Origin of the sequence: Gordonia humi, assembly GCF_014197435.1 — a bacterium.
In the GTDB taxonomy this organism is placed as follows: Bacteria; Actinomycetota; Actinomycetes; order Mycobacteriales; family Mycobacteriaceae; genus Gordonia; species Gordonia humi.
This window is the reverse complement of the sequence record NZ_JACIFP010000001.1, coordinates 4,242,106-4,256,904: the sequence shown is the minus strand read 5'-3', so window position 1 is coordinate 4,256,904 and position 14,799 is coordinate 4,242,106. Positions and strand designations below refer to the sequence as shown.

Here is a 14,799-nt window from a genome sequence, read left to right as displayed (position 1 = left end):
GAAAGAGATGAGTGCCGACCGCATCGCGCTGCCGGGAGGAATTCCGGTGCGCATCGGTCGATGGATCCGAGGCAAGTTCACCGACGCCTTCGCCGAACTGGGGCAGATCGCCGTCTTCGTGTGGAAGACCTTCGCGCTTCTGCCGACGACCATCCGCCAGTACCGCAAACAGACCATGAAGACCATGAACGACATGGCCTGGGGGAGCGGGTCGATCATCGTCGACGGCGGTGTCGTCAGCCTGATGTTCTTCCTCGGCATCGCGGTCGGCGCGGTCGTCGCGATCATGGCGTTCATGGCGTTCGACCTGCTCGGCTTCGGATCGCTGACCGGCATCATCAGCTCGTTCGGCAACATCCGCGTGGTCGCGCCGATCATCACCGGCATCGGCTTCGCCGCGCAGGCCGGCTGCCGGATGACCGCCGAGATCGGCGCGATGCGCATCTCCGAGGAGATCGACGCGACCGAGACGATGGGCCTGCGCGCCATCCCGTTCGTCGTCGGCACCCGACTGATCGGCGGCATGCTCGTCGTGCTCCCCAGTTACGTGATGGCGCTGGTCGTCAGCTTCATCACCGGCGGGATCATCGTCAAGGTCTTCCATGACCAACCCAACGGAACCTACGACCACTACTTCGCGCAGTTCGTCACCTGGCAGGACCTTCTCGCCTCGATTGTGAAAGCGGTTCTGTTCTGCGCCATCGTGACCCTGATCCACTGCTACTACGGCTACTTCGCCAGCGGCGGTCCGGCCGGAGTCGGTGCGGCGTCGGGACGAGCGATCCGCGCGTCGCTCGTGGCGATCGTCGTCCTGAACTTCCTCATGACCGTGGTGATCTGGGGTCTCAATCCGCCGCTTCCGTTTAGGGGATGACAATGGCCAAGACAACGAATCAGGACTTCGTCCGAGGCAGCGGCAGCACCCAGTCGAAGACGCTGGTCACCGCGGGCATGGCAGCCGTCGTGGTGATCGTGCTCGCCGTCGTGACCACGGCGCTCGTCTACCCGAAGGCCACCGAGCCGTCCGGCACCGACGTCCACCTGGTGCTTCCCGCCCTGGGACCCGGCATCGCGCCGAAGAGCAAGGTCCTCCTGCGCGGCGCCGAGGTCGGTGTGGTCAAGGAGGTCGACTCCACGGACCCGTACGCGGTGCACCTGGACATCGTGCTCGACGACAGTGCGGCGTCCTCGCTCACCGACTCGTTCGACGTCGACTTCCGACCGGCGAACTACTTCGGGACCACCGCGGTCAACCTGATCGCAGGCGACGGCGGCCAGGCGATCCGCGACGGGCAGACGATCAACCGCGACAGCGCGCCGGACTTCACGATGTCGACGATGATCGAACACGGTTCGCTCGTGGTGGACGGCACGCTGACCCGCGATGTGATCTCGACGCTCGACAAGGTGACCAAGTACGCCTCCGGACTCTCGCCGATCATCGAGACGATGATCGTGGTCAGCGACAACGTGGCACGGACCCAGAAGTATCTGCCGAGTACGTTGCTCGGCCGGATGAACGACCTCATGGAGGTCTTCCCGGAAGCCAACATCGAGACGCTCGGCGCCCTCGAAGCGATCACGAACGCACAGTTCAACAGGATGCCGGACGGTTCGCGCGGGGTCGACAAGCAATACCACGATCTGATGAACCGATCCCTGGTAGTGGCCTCCGACGATCTGTTCGGCGCCATCGGCACCCTGCTCGGCTCGCACGCCACCGAACTCACTCCGCTCGTCGACTCCATCCAGCAGCTGACCGACCGCGTCCCCGGAATGATGGGCGACTCGTCGAACATGGTGAAGCTGCAGACCGCCATCGAACGGCTGCAGAGCAGCTTCAAGGGTCCGAAGGGACAGCAGGCACTGCAACTGCGGGTGATCCTCGACGCGATGCCGGGAGTGGAGCAGACCATGCGCAGCATGGGCGTGCACACCGGCGACGGCCCGGCCAAGAAGAAGGAGAAGTGACGTGGCCTCTCCACGAGTACAGACTCTGAAATCAGCAGCGAAGGTCGGTGTGGTGGCGCTCGTCGCCGTCCTGCTGTTCATCCTGGTGATCAACGCGATGCGCAACCCCGTCGACAGCGAGACGCACTCGTACTCCGCCGAGTTCACCGACGCCTCCGGCCTGCATCCGAACGGCGACGTCCGGTACAAGGGCAAGCGCGTCGGCAAGGTCACCAAGGTGGAACTGCGTGAGGGGAAGAGCCGGGACAAGCCGGTCGCCTACGTCGAGTTCACCCTCGACCGGGACCACAAGGTGACCGACACGTCGACCCTGGCCATCAAGTACCAGAACCTCACCGGCGTGCGGTACGTGGATGTGCGCGGCGACGAGTCGGGGCCGAGGATCAGCCACGTGTCCGTCGACAAGACGGTCCCGTCGTTCGACATCACCGAGCTCTTCAACGGACTGCAGCCGGTGCTCACCACCATGCAGACTTCGGACATCAACGAGTTCAGCGAGAACGCCATCGCTCTGTTGCAGGGCGACGGCTCGGGACTGGGACCGATGCTCGACAGCACGCAGAAGCTCACCCGCTACGCCAAGAACCGCCAGCAGCTCCTGTCGACGCTGACCGCGAACCTGGCCCGTATCTCGGATGTGATGGGCGGCCGCAGCGAGAACGTCATGTCGTTCCTCAAAGCCGTCGACCTCCCGATCACGAGTGCCACCACCGTGCTCGACGAGTTCGCGGTCACCGCGTCCGCGGGACCGGGGCTGTTCGAGCCGATCGAGCGGCTGCTGGCGGCGTTCAACGTGCAGCCCGGCGTCGACATGCCGCAGCGGATCAAGGCGATCTTCAAGAACTCGACCCAGCTCCTCGGCGTCTTCGATCTGATGCCCAACGCGCTCGAAGGACTCAAGAGCACGGACGGATTCCAGGAGCCGTACCCGAAGTGCTCGAAGGGCACCGCGCAGATCCCGCTCGGAGCCAAGTACTTCCTCGACGACAGGCAGGTGACCCTGTGCAATCCATGACGCGACTCCTCGGGCGCGGGGGCCGGAAACGGCCCGCGCGGCACGAGACGAACCACAAGCTGATCGGCGTGGGCGTCATCGTCGTGGTGGTGCTTCTGCTGGCCGGTGTGTTCGTCCTCTACGTGCATCCGTTCGGCAAGAAGACGGTCGCCTTCGAGGTGACCGACGCGGCCTCGATTCACACCGGCGAGGACGTCCGCGTGGCCGGCATCGTGATCGGCAAGGTCTCCGACGTGACCATGCAGGCCGACACCGTCCGGGTCGAGGTGAAGATCGACGACTCGACCTTCATCGGCGACCAGGCCAGTGTGGACGTGCGCATGCTGACACCCGTCGGCGGTTATGCGATCACGCTGATCCCGCGCGGCACCTCCGAACTCACCGAGACGATCCCCGTGTCGCGGGTCACGGTGCCGTACTCGATCGGCGACGTGATCCAAGCGGTGCCCGACACCACCGACGAGGTCCAGACGCCCACCTGGCACGAGAACATTCAGCAGGTGGCCGACTCGCTCGGGCGCAACGACACGTCGCTGCGGTCGATCGTCGACGGCCTGGACTCGGTGACCCAGGTGTTCGCGCAGCAACGCGAGCAGGTCCATGTGGTGGCCCGACTCGCCTCGGAGTATCTGAACACCTTCGAGAAGAACCGCGACTTCGTGTTCGAGCTGGTCAAGAAGCTCGACTCGGTCATCACCAGCTACCACGTCAGCTCGGCGGGCTTCAACTACGCGTACAAGCTCTTCTCCTCCGTCCTCTACCGCGCCGAACCCACGTTCCGCACATACCTGGTGAACAGTCAGGCGTACGAGCCGCAGATCCGCTCGATCATGGAGACCATCCGGTCGATGGAGAAGGAACTCGCGCCGACGATCGACGGCCTGAAGAACGTGCGCGAACAGCTCAAGGACGGGCTGCCGCCGGGAAGCCTGGAACAGCTGTCCAACGGCCAATTGATGCTCTCGAATCTGTGTATTCCCGTGCCCGGGAAGGAATGCTGACATGACCATCGCGAATGAACAGGTGCCCGACGGCGTCGACGCGTCGACCGCGCCGCCGCCGCGACGCAAGCGGCGCAGGCTCGTCTCGATCGTCGCTGCCGCGACGGTCGTCGTCGTCGGCGTCACCGTGGCGGGCGTCGGGATCAGCTCGGCCGCATCGTCCGAGGACGGCGCCGAGGGAGGCGACGGGTTCTGCGCCGAGTTCACCGACACCATCGGACTGTACGAAGGCAACCCGGTCACGCAGATGGGCATGCAGGTCGGCTCGGTGACGAAGATCGAGTCGCGCGGCACCAAGGTGAAGGTGACCTTCTCTCTCGACTCCGGACGGGCGTACCCGGCCGACGTCCAGGCCGTGACTCGATCGAAGTCGCTGCTCGCCGACCGCGGGCTCGAACTCGTCGGAAACTACCGGGGCGGTCCTCGACTCGAGCCCGGGAACTGCATCGCACTGGGAAACAGCTTCACACCGAAGTCCATCAGCGAGGTGGCGGGTTCGGCGTCGGACTTCCTCAAAGGACTGTCGAACAACGGTGCGCTCGATCTTCAGCGCGCCCTCGACGGCAGCGACCGCGCCTTCGACGGGACCGGTGAGAAGGCGAACTCGATGTTCGTCAACGCGGCCCGTGCCGCACGCGACCCGGACGGGTTCACCGCCGACATCGGGTCGGCGATCAGCGATATGGCGCCGCTCACCGACGCGGCGGTGAAGCACTGGAGCAACATCATGTCGCTGGCCGACCAGGGACCGGACGTGGTGGGCCTCGGCACCACCCTGTTCTACGACGTGGCGAAGTTCTGCCGAGGGATCGGCTGGACCATCGCGCTGATGTACGACATCTGGAAGAACTACGGACCGGAGCTGAATCAGATCGTGCTCGACGTGGGTACTCCGGTAGTGGGGCTCATCGCCGAGAACGCCCCGTCCTGGTCGAAGAACCTGAGCGAGGTGACGCCCGCGATCGGCGACACGCTGCGCAAGCAGACGTCGGCGACCGGCGCGCTGTCGATCCCGTACAAGGCCCCGTCGGTCAAGGTGTCGGCCGAGCAGTGCCGTGCACTGGGAGGCGCGTGCACGCGCGGCTCCGGCACGACCACGACGGTCGATCCGCTCGAACTGGTACTGAAGGCGGGTATGCGATGAAGACGCAGCGTTCATGGGTCGCCGTCCTGCTGGTGGCGGCGTTGGCCCTTCTGACCGGATGCTCACTGAGCCCGAACCGGCTGCCGTCGGTGAAGGCGGGTGTGAGCTCCGACTACGAGGTCACGCTCAAGTTCGAGAGCGTACTGAACCTCCCGACCGGAGCCGACGTCATGATGAACGGCCTGCAGGTCGGTCGGGTCAAGGAACTCGTCGAGTCGGACGACGGAGTCGACGTCATCGTCGGTCTGACGTCGTCTCGGCCGGTGCCCGCCGACTCGTCGGCGATCATCCGGCAGAACACTCCGCTCGGTGACACCTACCTGGGCTTCACTCCGCCCGCGCACCCGACCGCCGCCGGGAACCTGCACGACGGATCGGTGATCCCGAGGGATCGCACGACGTCGCCGCCGACACTGGAGGACACCATCGCCGTCCTCGCGTACTTCGTCAACGGCGGCAGCATCCAGAAGATTCAGGACACGATGGTCACGCTGAACAAAGTGCTGCCCGAGGTCAAGGACGTGCGGCGCCTGGCGACCACCGTGTCGACCGACCTGCAGGACCTCGGCGGCAGCCTCGGCGAGGTCGATCGGATGCTGAACGGTCTCAACGGCGTCGCCAAGTCGTTCCCGGCCAGCAGACTCCAGGTGGAGCGGGTGTTCGGCGACGAGGGGATCGACTTCTTCCACACGGTCGCGTACTCCCTGGTCCGACACATCGCGACACTGCTTCCGTCCGTCGGCTCGGTGTTCACCGGCGGACTGTGGGTGGCGCCGCTGGTCACCTCGCTCGCCGAGGCCGCCGAAAACGCCGCGCCGATCTGGCCCGCGGGCGACCGCGTGCTCGCGAGCGGGAACGACTTCGTGTCGAACACGCTCAAGCCGTTCCTGAAGAACCCGAGAGTCGCCATCACCTCGGTCAAGGCGTCGGGGAGCGATCGACAGATGCTCTCGGACTCCGCCGCCGTCCTCCGCATCCTGGGAGTGGTCCGATGATCACCAAGACACGGGTCTCCGTGCTGGCCATGCTCGCGATCATGGTCGTGTCGATCCTGTACATCTTCCACGTCGGCCTGCACATCAAGACACTGTCGGCCAAGCACGCGAACGTCACCGTGCAGGACACCAACGGCATCCTCGTCGGTTCACGGGTCCTGCTGCGCGGTATCGAGATCGGGCACGTCACCGGGATCTCGCAGACCCCGCAGGGTGCGAAGATCGCCTGGGACTACCACGATTCGAACCGGATTCCGGTCGACAGCGACTTCCGGGTCGACAACCTGTCGGCGCTCGGTGAGGCGTACCTCGCGGTGCTGCCCGCGCGTGACGGCGGACCGTACCTGTCCGACGGCGCGAACGTCGACGGCAGCCGAGTCCGCGAGGCGTCGACGTTCAAGGATCTGTCGCAACAGGTCACCGAGGTGCTCACCCAGGTGGATCCGAGCCAGGTCAAGAACGTCTTCCATCAGCTCGACGTGGGGCTGCCGGACGACTTCGAAGTGCTGGGCGACCTGAACCGGGTGGGTCGACTGCTGACGAACGAGATGGTGCGGAACGAGGACTCGCTCCGGACCCTGCTGGCGACGATGCAGCCGCTGCTCATGCGGTCGGAACGTCTGCCCGGCGACCTGGCGGGCATCACCCCGCAGATCCGGGACTTCGGCAAGATGTTCGCCTACATGCAGGACGGTGTGAAGGACGCGATCGACTGGTCGGGACCGATGTACACCGGCATCACCGAGGGCGCGAAACCGCTCGTGGCGCTCCTGCAGAAGTTCCTGGACGTCAATTCGAGCGACCTCAAGGTGATCGGCGACAACCTCCTGCCGGTGACGTCGGCCGGCGCCGCGTCGATGCGCACGATCGACGCGGGGAAGCTCTTCGACGCGATCCTCGCGGCCACGAACAAGGGCGCCGTCACCGTCCGGATTCCGGTGGGGGGTGGTGGATAGCCGTCGTCTCGCCCGTGGACGACCCTCCCCATCACGGGCACCCATTCTCCGACGGCGCCTCACGTCTCGCGTGGACGTCGACCAGCTCGACAGAAGTTAGGAGCTCCACCATGAGTGATTCCACGACCGCGCCGAAGGGCGCGGACCACGATGCGGCAGGTGTCGGTGTGCTCGACAAGCCGGCCACGACGGCCCTCGCGGAGGAGGCGGTCGACCTCGCGGGGTCGAAGCGTTCGCGTCGCGGCGCCACGACGTCGGTGTCGGCGACCGCCGCCGACGACTCGGCACCGGAGGCGAAGACCTCGTCGGTCACCGGCCGCACGATCTCGGTGAAGGTGATCGCGTCGGCCGTGGCCGGTCTCGTCGTCGTCGCGGCGCTGGCGGTACTCATCTGGTTGGTGGTGTCGAAGTCGTCGGAGGTCGACGACTTGAAGGCGGCGAACGCGGCCGACGCGCACGCGGAGCAGATCGCGCTCGACTACGCGGCGGGTGCGGCCGATATGAGCTACGAGGACACACAGGGCTGGCTGACCCGACTGACCGCCAATACGACCCCCGAACTGGGCACCCGGCTCCGTAACGCGGCGAGCCAGATGGAGCAGCTGCTGCGGCCGCTGCAGTGGTCGTCGACCTCGTCGCCGATCGCCGCGAAGGTGACCTCGGTCGACGGCGACGTCTACAAGGTGGACGCTTTCGTCGGCATCCTCACCAAGAACGTGCAGGCTCCGGCGGACGGCATCGAGACCACCGCGACCTACAAGCTGACGATAGATCGGGGACAGGACTGGAAGATCACGGCGATCACCAGCAACGGCACCAGCCTCGACGCCGACGGTGCACAGACCGAGGCTCCGCAGAGCGACGCACAGCAGACCGAGGCTCCGCAGACCCCGGCTCCGGTCGCTCCGGGAGCGCCCACCGCGGGCCAGGACGCGCCCGCGGCCCCGGGCAACTGACCGCAGAGCACACAGAGAGGTACAGACATGGGCGTAGAAGTCAGTGTCGAGAATCTGACGAAGTCGTTCGGTTCGCAGAACATCTGGAGGGACGTGAGCCTGACCCTGCCGGAGGGCGAGGTCAGCGCATTGCTGGGGCCGTCCGGTACCGGCAAGTCGGTGTTCTTGAAGACCCTGATCGGTCTTCTCCACCCCGAGCAGGGCTCGGTGGTCATCGACGGCACCGACATCACCCAGTGCTCGGCCAAGGAGCTCTACGAGATCCGCAAGCTGTTCGGCGTCCTGTTCCAGGACGGCGCCCTGTTCGGCTCGATGAGTCTGTTCGACAACATCGCCTTCCCGCTTCGTGAGCACACGAAGAAGAAGGAGGACGAGATCCGCAAGATCGTCATGGACAAGATGGAGTTGGTCGGTCTGGCCGGTGCCGAGGACAAGCTTCCCGGCGAGATCTCCGGCGGTATGCGCAAGCGCGCCGGTCTGGCGCGTGCGCTGGTCCTCGATCCGCAGATCATCCTGTGCGACGAGCCGGACTCGGGTCTGGATCCGGTGCGCACCGCGTACATCTCGCAGTTGTTGATCGACATCAACGCGGAGATCGACGCGACGATCCTGGTGGTCACGCACAACATCAACATCGCCCGGACGATCCCGGACAACATCGGCATGCTGTTCCGTAAGGAACTGGTGATGTTCGGTCCGCGTGAGCAGTTGTTGACCTCGGAGCAGCCGGTGGTCAAGCAGTTCCTCTCGGGTGATCGTTTCGGTCCGATCGGCATGTCGGAGGAGAAGGACGAGTCGGTCGCCGCGGCCGAGGCCGCGATGCAGGCCGCGGGCATCGCCGGTGGCGGTACCCAGGACGACTTCTCCGAGATCATCCCGCAGGTCAAGCCCAACCCCGGGATGCCGGTCCGCCAGGCGGCGATCCGCCACCGGGCCAACGTCGAGGCGATGCTGCCGACTCTTCCGCCGCGCGCGCAGGAGGCGATCCGCGCGAGCATGGCGGCGGAGGACGCACGCGCCGCCGACGACGAGGCCGCGGCGATGTCGGTCCTGGAGACGGCGCCGATCCCGCAGATCTGAGCGCGTTCACAAAGTGCGATGTGGCCCGAACCGCCCAGCGGTTCGGGCCACAGTCGTTCGTCGAGTGCGATCCGTGTCGGATCAGTCGTCGAGGCCCGCGGTGAGGTCTTCGATCTCGCCGCGTTCGCGCAGTTGCTGACCCGCGGTGCGGCGGGGCCGGGCCGGGATCTTCTGCGGTTGCGCGCGTCCGGTCTCGGCGTCCTTCGGTCGACGGCGGCTGCGGGACTCGTCCGGTCCGGGCGCGGATTCGGCCGGGCGTCGTGTGGTCGAGCGTGCCGTGCGCTGCGCCTGCGCCGCGGGCTGAGAGTCCGGCGCAGCGGCGCGTCGTGCGGGGCGTCGGGGCGCGCCCTCGGGTGCCGGGCGCTGTGCTGCGGCACGGGGCGTGGCGGGCGTCGAGCGCTGGCGGTCGGGTCGGGTCGGCGCCTCGTCCGCGGGTGAGGCGGCCGTCGCCGCGCGGGTGGCGGGGGACGTCGCGCGCGTCCTGGTCGAGCTCCTGGATCCGGTCGACGACGGTCGCTTCTTTCCGGTCGTCGCGTCGGCCTTCTCGGCGGTCGGCTTCTTCTCGGCGGTCGGCTTCTTCTTGTCCGGGGCCCGATCACCCGTCGACGCCGTGGCCGTGGACCTCCTCGCGGATTGCTTCCGGCTCGTCGACTTCGCGGCGGACGACCTCCCGGCCTTCGTCGACTTGCCTGCCCTCGTGCCGAGGCCGGCGAGTCCGCCGAACGGACGTGCCGACGCAGGACCGGTGAAGAACAACCGGGCCAACACGATCGCCAGGCTCAGGACTAAGGCGAGAACCATCCACGGGAAGCTCGTGGCGATCGGCAGAATGACCTTCAAGATGACGGTCTTCTTGTCCGTCGCCTGGTCGGACACCGAGATGTAGAGCGCGATGATGCCGACGACGAAGGCGATCAGCGGAGGCTGGATGGCCGCGGTGAACATCGCGCGGCGACGCACGGCGAGGGCTGCCAGCAGGCAGCCGATCACGAAGATGATCTTGTACGTCCGGCCCAGACCGTTGTCGTCGCCGTCGAGGAGAGCACCGATGACGGTGGTGATCGTCGCCAGGAGCACCGCGCCCCACCAGGGCAGCCCGCGCACGGTCGGCACGACGGACTGCTGGTCGGCGGGCAGGGGGGAGCCGCTCGGGGATCGGGAAAACACACTTAGACGGTACCGGTTACCCCGGCCTCGACGCTTCAACGCCACCCGTGAGTTGCCCATCTGCCAGCTTGTTCTCAGCGAATCGGTGACGTCGATCGCACTGTGGCGTCGACGGCTTTGGGCGTTCTGTGCGCGGTGTCCGACCGACCCGCCGACACCGAGAGCGCCTCGAGTTCGGACAGCTTGCGCGCGGTGACGCCGAGCCTCGAATCGATCGCGCCGACCGCCGAGTTGTAGCTCTCGACCGTTCGACGCAGGGCGGAGCCCACCTTGTCGAGGTGCCCGAGTACCTGGTCGATGCGTTGGTACAGCTGTTGACCGAGCGCCTGGATCTGCTCGGCGTCGGAGGCCATCGCATGCTGACGCCAGCCGAGTGCGACGGTGCGCAGCAGGGCGATCAGGGTGCTCGGCGTGGCCAGGACCACATCCCGCGCGAAGGCGTAGTCGAGCAGGTCCGGGTCGTGGGACATCGCGGCGTCGAGCACCCCGTCGCCGGGCAGGAAGAGCACCACGAACTCCGGTGTGCTGGCCTGTGCCGCCCAGTACGCCTTCGCCGACAACGAGTTGATGTGCGCGCGGACGGCCTGGGCGTGCCGCGCGGACTTGTCGCGGGCGGCCTCCACCGAGAGCCCGGGAGCCGTCGAGTCGAGATAGGCCTGCAGCGGAGCCTTCGCATCGACGACGATCGTCCGGCCGCCCGCCAGGTGAACCACCAGGTCGGGGCGGACCACGCGGTCGGGTGTCTGTCCGTGCACCTGTGTGGAGAAGTCGCAGTGCCGGGACATGCCGGACAATTCGACGACGCGTTCGAGTTGGATCTCGCCCCAGCGGCCGCGGATCTGCGGGGCCTGGAGCGCACCGGCGAGCTGTGCGGTCTGTTCGTGAAGTCGGTGGGACGTCATCTGCATACAGCGGACCTGTTCGCTCAGTCCGGCGAAGGCGTGCACGCGATTGTGCTCGGAGCGGCGGAGCTCGTCGGAGAGCTGCCCGAGTGAGTCGCGGAGCGGGGCGACGAGGGTGTCCGGCGGCAGCGGCGGCGCTTGACGCTCGGCGACGGACCGCGCGTGCGCGTACCAGCCGAGGACCGCTCCGACGACGAGACAGACGGGTCCGATGATGGCGGCGATCGTGCTCATGCGGCCATCATGGTCGACGCCTCCGACAGAACCGGGTCGTGCCCGGTCAGGCGGCGGCCTCCCGATCGAGCAGTGATCGCTTCACGTCCAACCCGTAGCGGAAGCCGCCGAGGGTCCCGTCGGACCGGACCACCCGGTGGCACGGCACGAACAGTGCGGCGGCGTTGCGCGCACAGCACGATGCCGCGCCGCGGACGGCCGCGGCGTTCCCGGCGAGTTCGGCGAGCCGGGTGTAGGTGACCGGGGGACCGGCGGGCACCTCACGCAGCGCGGCCCACGCCGACGTCAGGAACGGGCCCGACTGTTGTGTGACGGCGATGCGCGAGGGCGCGGCGAGATCGCCCGAGTAGTAGTCGTCGACCGCGGTGATCACGTCTGCGCCGTCGCCCTCGACGATCTCGTCGGTGCGCAGCGCGGGCGCGATCAGCGTCTCGAGATAGGCCGGGTCGTCGGTCCATCCGGACGCATAGACCGTCCCGTCGACGTCGAAGATCGCGGTGAAGCGTCCGTCGGGCGTGTCGGTGCCCGCCCAGCGCAATGGTGTGGTCGTCATGGTGTGTTCCCCTCTGTGTTCGGTTCGCGGGCGACGGTCTCGTCGACCCGATGAGCGAGCTGGTGGCGCCACAGGTGCATCGTGGCGTACGACCGCCAGGGGCTCCACGACGCGGTGTCGACCGCGGTGACGCCGAGTGCGGCGATCGCCCGATCGATCACCAGGTCGGCGCGGGTGAGTACGTCCGGATCGCCGGTCACCCGCATCACCACCTGGTCGGCGGTCCAGTCCCCGACACCCGACAGGCGCAACAAGTCCGCTCGTAAGTTGGACGCATCGACCCCGGCGTGGAGTTCCATATGGATTCCACAGGCGGCGGCATCGGTGATCGAGCGGACCGATCGGGTCGGACCGGTCAACACCTCCGGGCCGTGTGCGGCGATGGCGTCGGCCGTCGGGAACAACCGGTCGGGACTGTTCTCGTCGGTCTCCCACGGCACCGGTTCGCCGAGCGCGGCGACCAGCCTCGCGATGCGGGTCCGCGCGGCGTTGAGGCTGATCTGCTGACCCATCATGATGCGGATCAGGGTCTCGACGCCGTCCACGCTCCCGGGGATCCGGATGCCCGGGTTGCGTGCCACGAGACCGCCGAGCAACCGGTCGCCGCGCAGAGTGTCGTCGATGACGATCGGGTCGGCGTCGAGGTCGAGCAGCCGACGGACTCTGTTGACCGCGGCGCTCAGATCGCGCATGTCGAGGTGTTCGAAGCTCGCGCTGACGTGATCGGTGCGCACGGCCAGCCGGACCGACGCGGGACGATGCGGCAGGCGGAGAGTCCGTTCGAATGTCGAACCGTCCCAACGCTCGAGACCGGTCACCGCGTGGGCGGCGAGACCGTACAGCGTCCACGCCGCGTCGTAGGGCGGGCGGAACGGGAGTCGGACCGTGATGCGGTCCGACGTCGAGATGTCGCCGCGACTGCTCCCCGCGGCGCGGAGGGCGCTGGGCGTCGCATCGTAGAAGTCACGGACCGTATCGTTGAACTGGCGGATGCTGGAGAAGCCCGAGGCGAACGCGACGTCGCCGATGGGCATGTCCGTGCGCGTCAGCAGGAGCCGCGCCGAGGACGCACGGTGGGCGCGCGCCAGCGCGGCGGTGCCCGCACCGAGTTCGGCGGTCAATACGCGGCTGAGGTGGCGTTCGGTGTATCCGAGTGCCGCGGCGAGACCGCCGACTCCGTCGCGGTCGACGAGCCCGTCGGCGATCAGGCGCATGGCCCGTGCCACCAGGTCGGCGCGCGTGTTCCACAGCGGGGAGCCGGGCGTCGCATCCGGCAGGCATCGTCGGCAGGCGCGGAAGCCACGGGCGGTCGCGGCCGCCGTGGTCAGCTCGAAACGGACGTTCTCCGGTTTCGGAGTCCGCGCCGGGCAGGAGGGGCGACAGTAGATCCCCGTGGTGAGCACGGTGGCGACGAACTGGCCGTCGAACCGGGGGTCGCGGCCGGACAGCGCTCGATAACAGCGGTCGAAGTCGAGTGCCGGTGAGGGCGTCGCGGTACTGGTCACGACTTCACAGTGACACGCGCGGTCGACTCCGTCTAGCGAGAAACAGACATCGCGGTGCGCCGTGACGACATTGTCGGATCCGTGTGTGACCATGGTGGCGTGAACGAGCCGAACGAGCCTGCCGATCCCGCGGACGACGCTTCCTCCGCGGCCGACACCGAGACCCCCGGTGGTCGAGAGTCATCCGGTCACTCGACTCGCGGACGTGTCTTCCTGACCGGACTGCGGTCCACGTCGAGGGTCTGCCTGCAGATGATCCTCGTTATCGCGTTTCTGTACGTGCTGTTCGCTCTGCTCGCCAAGTTCTGGGTCATTCTGTTGCCGGTGGTCCTGGCGATCGTCGTCGCGACAGTGCTGTGGCCGCCGGTGCGCTGGCTGCGGGGCAAGGGCGTGCCGCCCGCTGCGGCCGTGCTCCTGGTGGTGATCATCGCGCTCGCGATCGTCGGCGGAATCATCGGACTCATCGTGCCGTCGGTGATCGATCAGGCTCCTCAGCTGGCCAATCAGGCCGTCGACGGTGTGGAACAGGTCCAGAAGTGGGTGCAGGGACCACCGTTGAACGTCGGAGACGAGCAGATCAGCTCGTTCGTCAACGAGATCACGGGCAAGCTGCAGGAGAGTGCGAGCACCATCGCGACGGGTGTGTTCAACGGCGTCGGTGTCGCCACGTCGGCGCTCATCACGTTGTTCACGACCGCGGTGCTGGTGTTCTTCTTCCTCAAGGACGGGCCGCGGTTCATCCCGTGGCTCAATCGCACGATGGGAACCGCTCCGGACCGGTCGCACGTCGGCGAGGTCCTCATGCGGATGTGGAATACGCTGGGCGGTTTCATCCGCACGCAGGCGATCGTGAGTTTCGTCGACGCGGCGCTGATCGGCGCCGGTCTGCTCATCCTGCAGGTGCCGCTGGCGGGTGTGCTGATCGTCATCACGTTCATGGGCGGGTTCATTCCGATCGTCGGTGCGTTCGTGGCAGGCGCCCTCGCCGTGTTGATCGCGCTCGTCTCGGTCGGCTTCACCAAGGCGCTGATCGTCCTGGGGATCATCCTCGTGGTGCAGCAACTCGAGGGCAACGTGCTGCAGCCGTGGCTGCAGGCCAGGTCGATGGACCTGCACGCCGTGATCGTGCTGCTCGCGGTGACGCTGGGCGGTTCCCTGTTCGGCATCACCGGCGCGTTCCTGGCCGTGCCTGCGGCGTCGTGCCTGGCCGTCGCGCTCCGCTACATCCTGGAGCAGATCGGCAAGGCCGCGGGTGAGGAGATCGCCGAGGAGGACGCCGCCGCGGCCAAGGCCGAAGAGAACCAGATAGACTGACCACCC

The 14,799-nt window shown here is 67.1% G+C and carries 14 protein-coding genes; 10 read left to right on the top strand and 4 right to left on the bottom strand.

The window, feature by feature from the left end; translation table 11 throughout:
- Positions 1-7 precede the first annotated feature (7 nt).
- From BKA16_RS19690 to BKA16_RS19650, 9 genes are all read left to right on the top strand, one after another.
- Positions 8-874, top strand: coding sequence for an MlaE family ABC transporter permease (locus BKA16_RS19690; protein WP_183373203.1), 867 nt, complete (start codon positions 8-10; stop codon positions 872-874).
- Positions 875-876: 2 nt separating this feature from the next.
- Positions 877-1,971: an MlaD family protein gene (locus tag BKA16_RS19685; RefSeq protein WP_183372254.1), complete on the top strand. Its 1,095-nt coding sequence runs from the start codon at positions 877-879 to the stop codon at positions 1,969-1,971.
- Between the two features lies 1 nt (position 1,972).
- A complete protein-coding gene (locus tag BKA16_RS19680; RefSeq protein WP_343067532.1) occupies positions 1,973-2,986 on the top strand; it encodes an MlaD family protein in 1,014 nt (337 codons plus the stop codon).
- Positions 2,983-3,987, top strand: coding sequence for an MlaD family protein (locus BKA16_RS19675; RefSeq protein ID WP_183373201.1), 1,005 nt, complete (start codon positions 2,983-2,985; stop codon positions 3,985-3,987). Before BKA16_RS19680 ends, BKA16_RS19675 begins: the two co-directional genes overlap by 4 nt.
- Before the next feature lies 1 nt (position 3,988).
- A complete protein-coding gene (locus BKA16_RS19670; RefSeq protein ID WP_183372253.1) occupies positions 3,989-5,131 on the top strand; it encodes an MlaD family protein in 1,143 nt (380 codons plus the stop codon).
- A complete protein-coding gene (locus BKA16_RS19665; protein WP_183372252.1) occupies positions 5,128-6,126 on the top strand; it encodes an MlaD family protein in 999 nt (332 codons plus the stop codon). The genes BKA16_RS19670 and BKA16_RS19665 overlap by 4 nt, the downstream gene beginning before the upstream one ends.
- Entirely contained in the window at positions 6,123-7,082 is a 960-nt protein-coding gene (locus BKA16_RS19660; RefSeq protein WP_183372251.1) for an MlaD family protein, read from the top strand. Before BKA16_RS19665 ends, BKA16_RS19660 begins: the two co-directional genes overlap by 4 nt.
- A 110-nt stretch (positions 7,083-7,192) precedes the next feature.
- A complete protein-coding gene (locus tag BKA16_RS19655) occupies positions 7,193-8,038 on the top strand; it encodes a hypothetical protein (RefSeq protein WP_183372250.1) in 846 nt (281 codons plus the stop codon).
- A 27-nt stretch (positions 8,039-8,065) separates the two neighbouring features.
- The gene (locus tag BKA16_RS19650; protein ID WP_183372249.1) at positions 8,066-9,118 is read left to right on the top strand and encodes an ABC transporter ATP-binding protein; all 1,053 of its coding nucleotides are present in this window, start codon (positions 8,066-8,068) and stop codon (positions 9,116-9,118) included.
- An 81-nt stretch (positions 9,119-9,199) separates the two neighbouring features.
- Here BKA16_RS19650 and BKA16_RS19645 read toward each other — a convergent pair whose 3' ends face one another.
- From BKA16_RS19645 to BKA16_RS19630, 4 genes are all read right to left on the bottom strand, one after another.
- Positions 9,200-10,285 (bottom strand): DUF6542 domain-containing protein, encoded by a 1,086-nt coding sequence (locus BKA16_RS19645; RefSeq protein WP_183372248.1) that lies wholly within the window; start codon positions 10,283-10,285, stop codon positions 9,200-9,202.
- A 74-nt stretch (positions 10,286-10,359) separates the two neighbouring features.
- Positions 10,360-11,421 carry a DNA recombination protein RmuC gene (locus BKA16_RS19640; protein ID WP_183372247.1) on the bottom strand — a complete coding sequence of 354 codons (1,062 nt, stop codon included), beginning with the start codon at positions 11,419-11,421 and terminating at the stop codon, positions 10,360-10,362.
- A 46-nt stretch (positions 11,422-11,467) separates the two neighbouring features.
- Entirely contained in the window at positions 11,468-11,974 is a 507-nt protein-coding gene (locus tag BKA16_RS19635; RefSeq protein WP_183372246.1) for a methylated-DNA--[protein]-cysteine S-methyltransferase, read from the bottom strand.
- Positions 11,971-13,479 (bottom strand): DNA-3-methyladenine glycosylase 2 family protein, encoded by a 1,509-nt coding sequence (locus tag BKA16_RS19630; protein WP_343067531.1) that lies wholly within the window; start codon positions 13,477-13,479, stop codon positions 11,971-11,973. The genes BKA16_RS19635 and BKA16_RS19630 overlap by 4 nt, the downstream gene beginning before the upstream one ends.
- A gap of 99 nt (positions 13,480-13,578) precedes the next feature.
- Here BKA16_RS19630 and BKA16_RS19625 point away from each other — a divergent pair, with 99 nt between their 5' ends.
- A complete protein-coding gene (locus BKA16_RS19625; RefSeq protein WP_343067530.1) occupies positions 13,579-14,793 on the top strand; it encodes an AI-2E family transporter in 1,215 nt (404 codons plus the stop codon).
- The last annotated feature ends 6 nt before the right edge of the window (positions 14,794-14,799 follow it).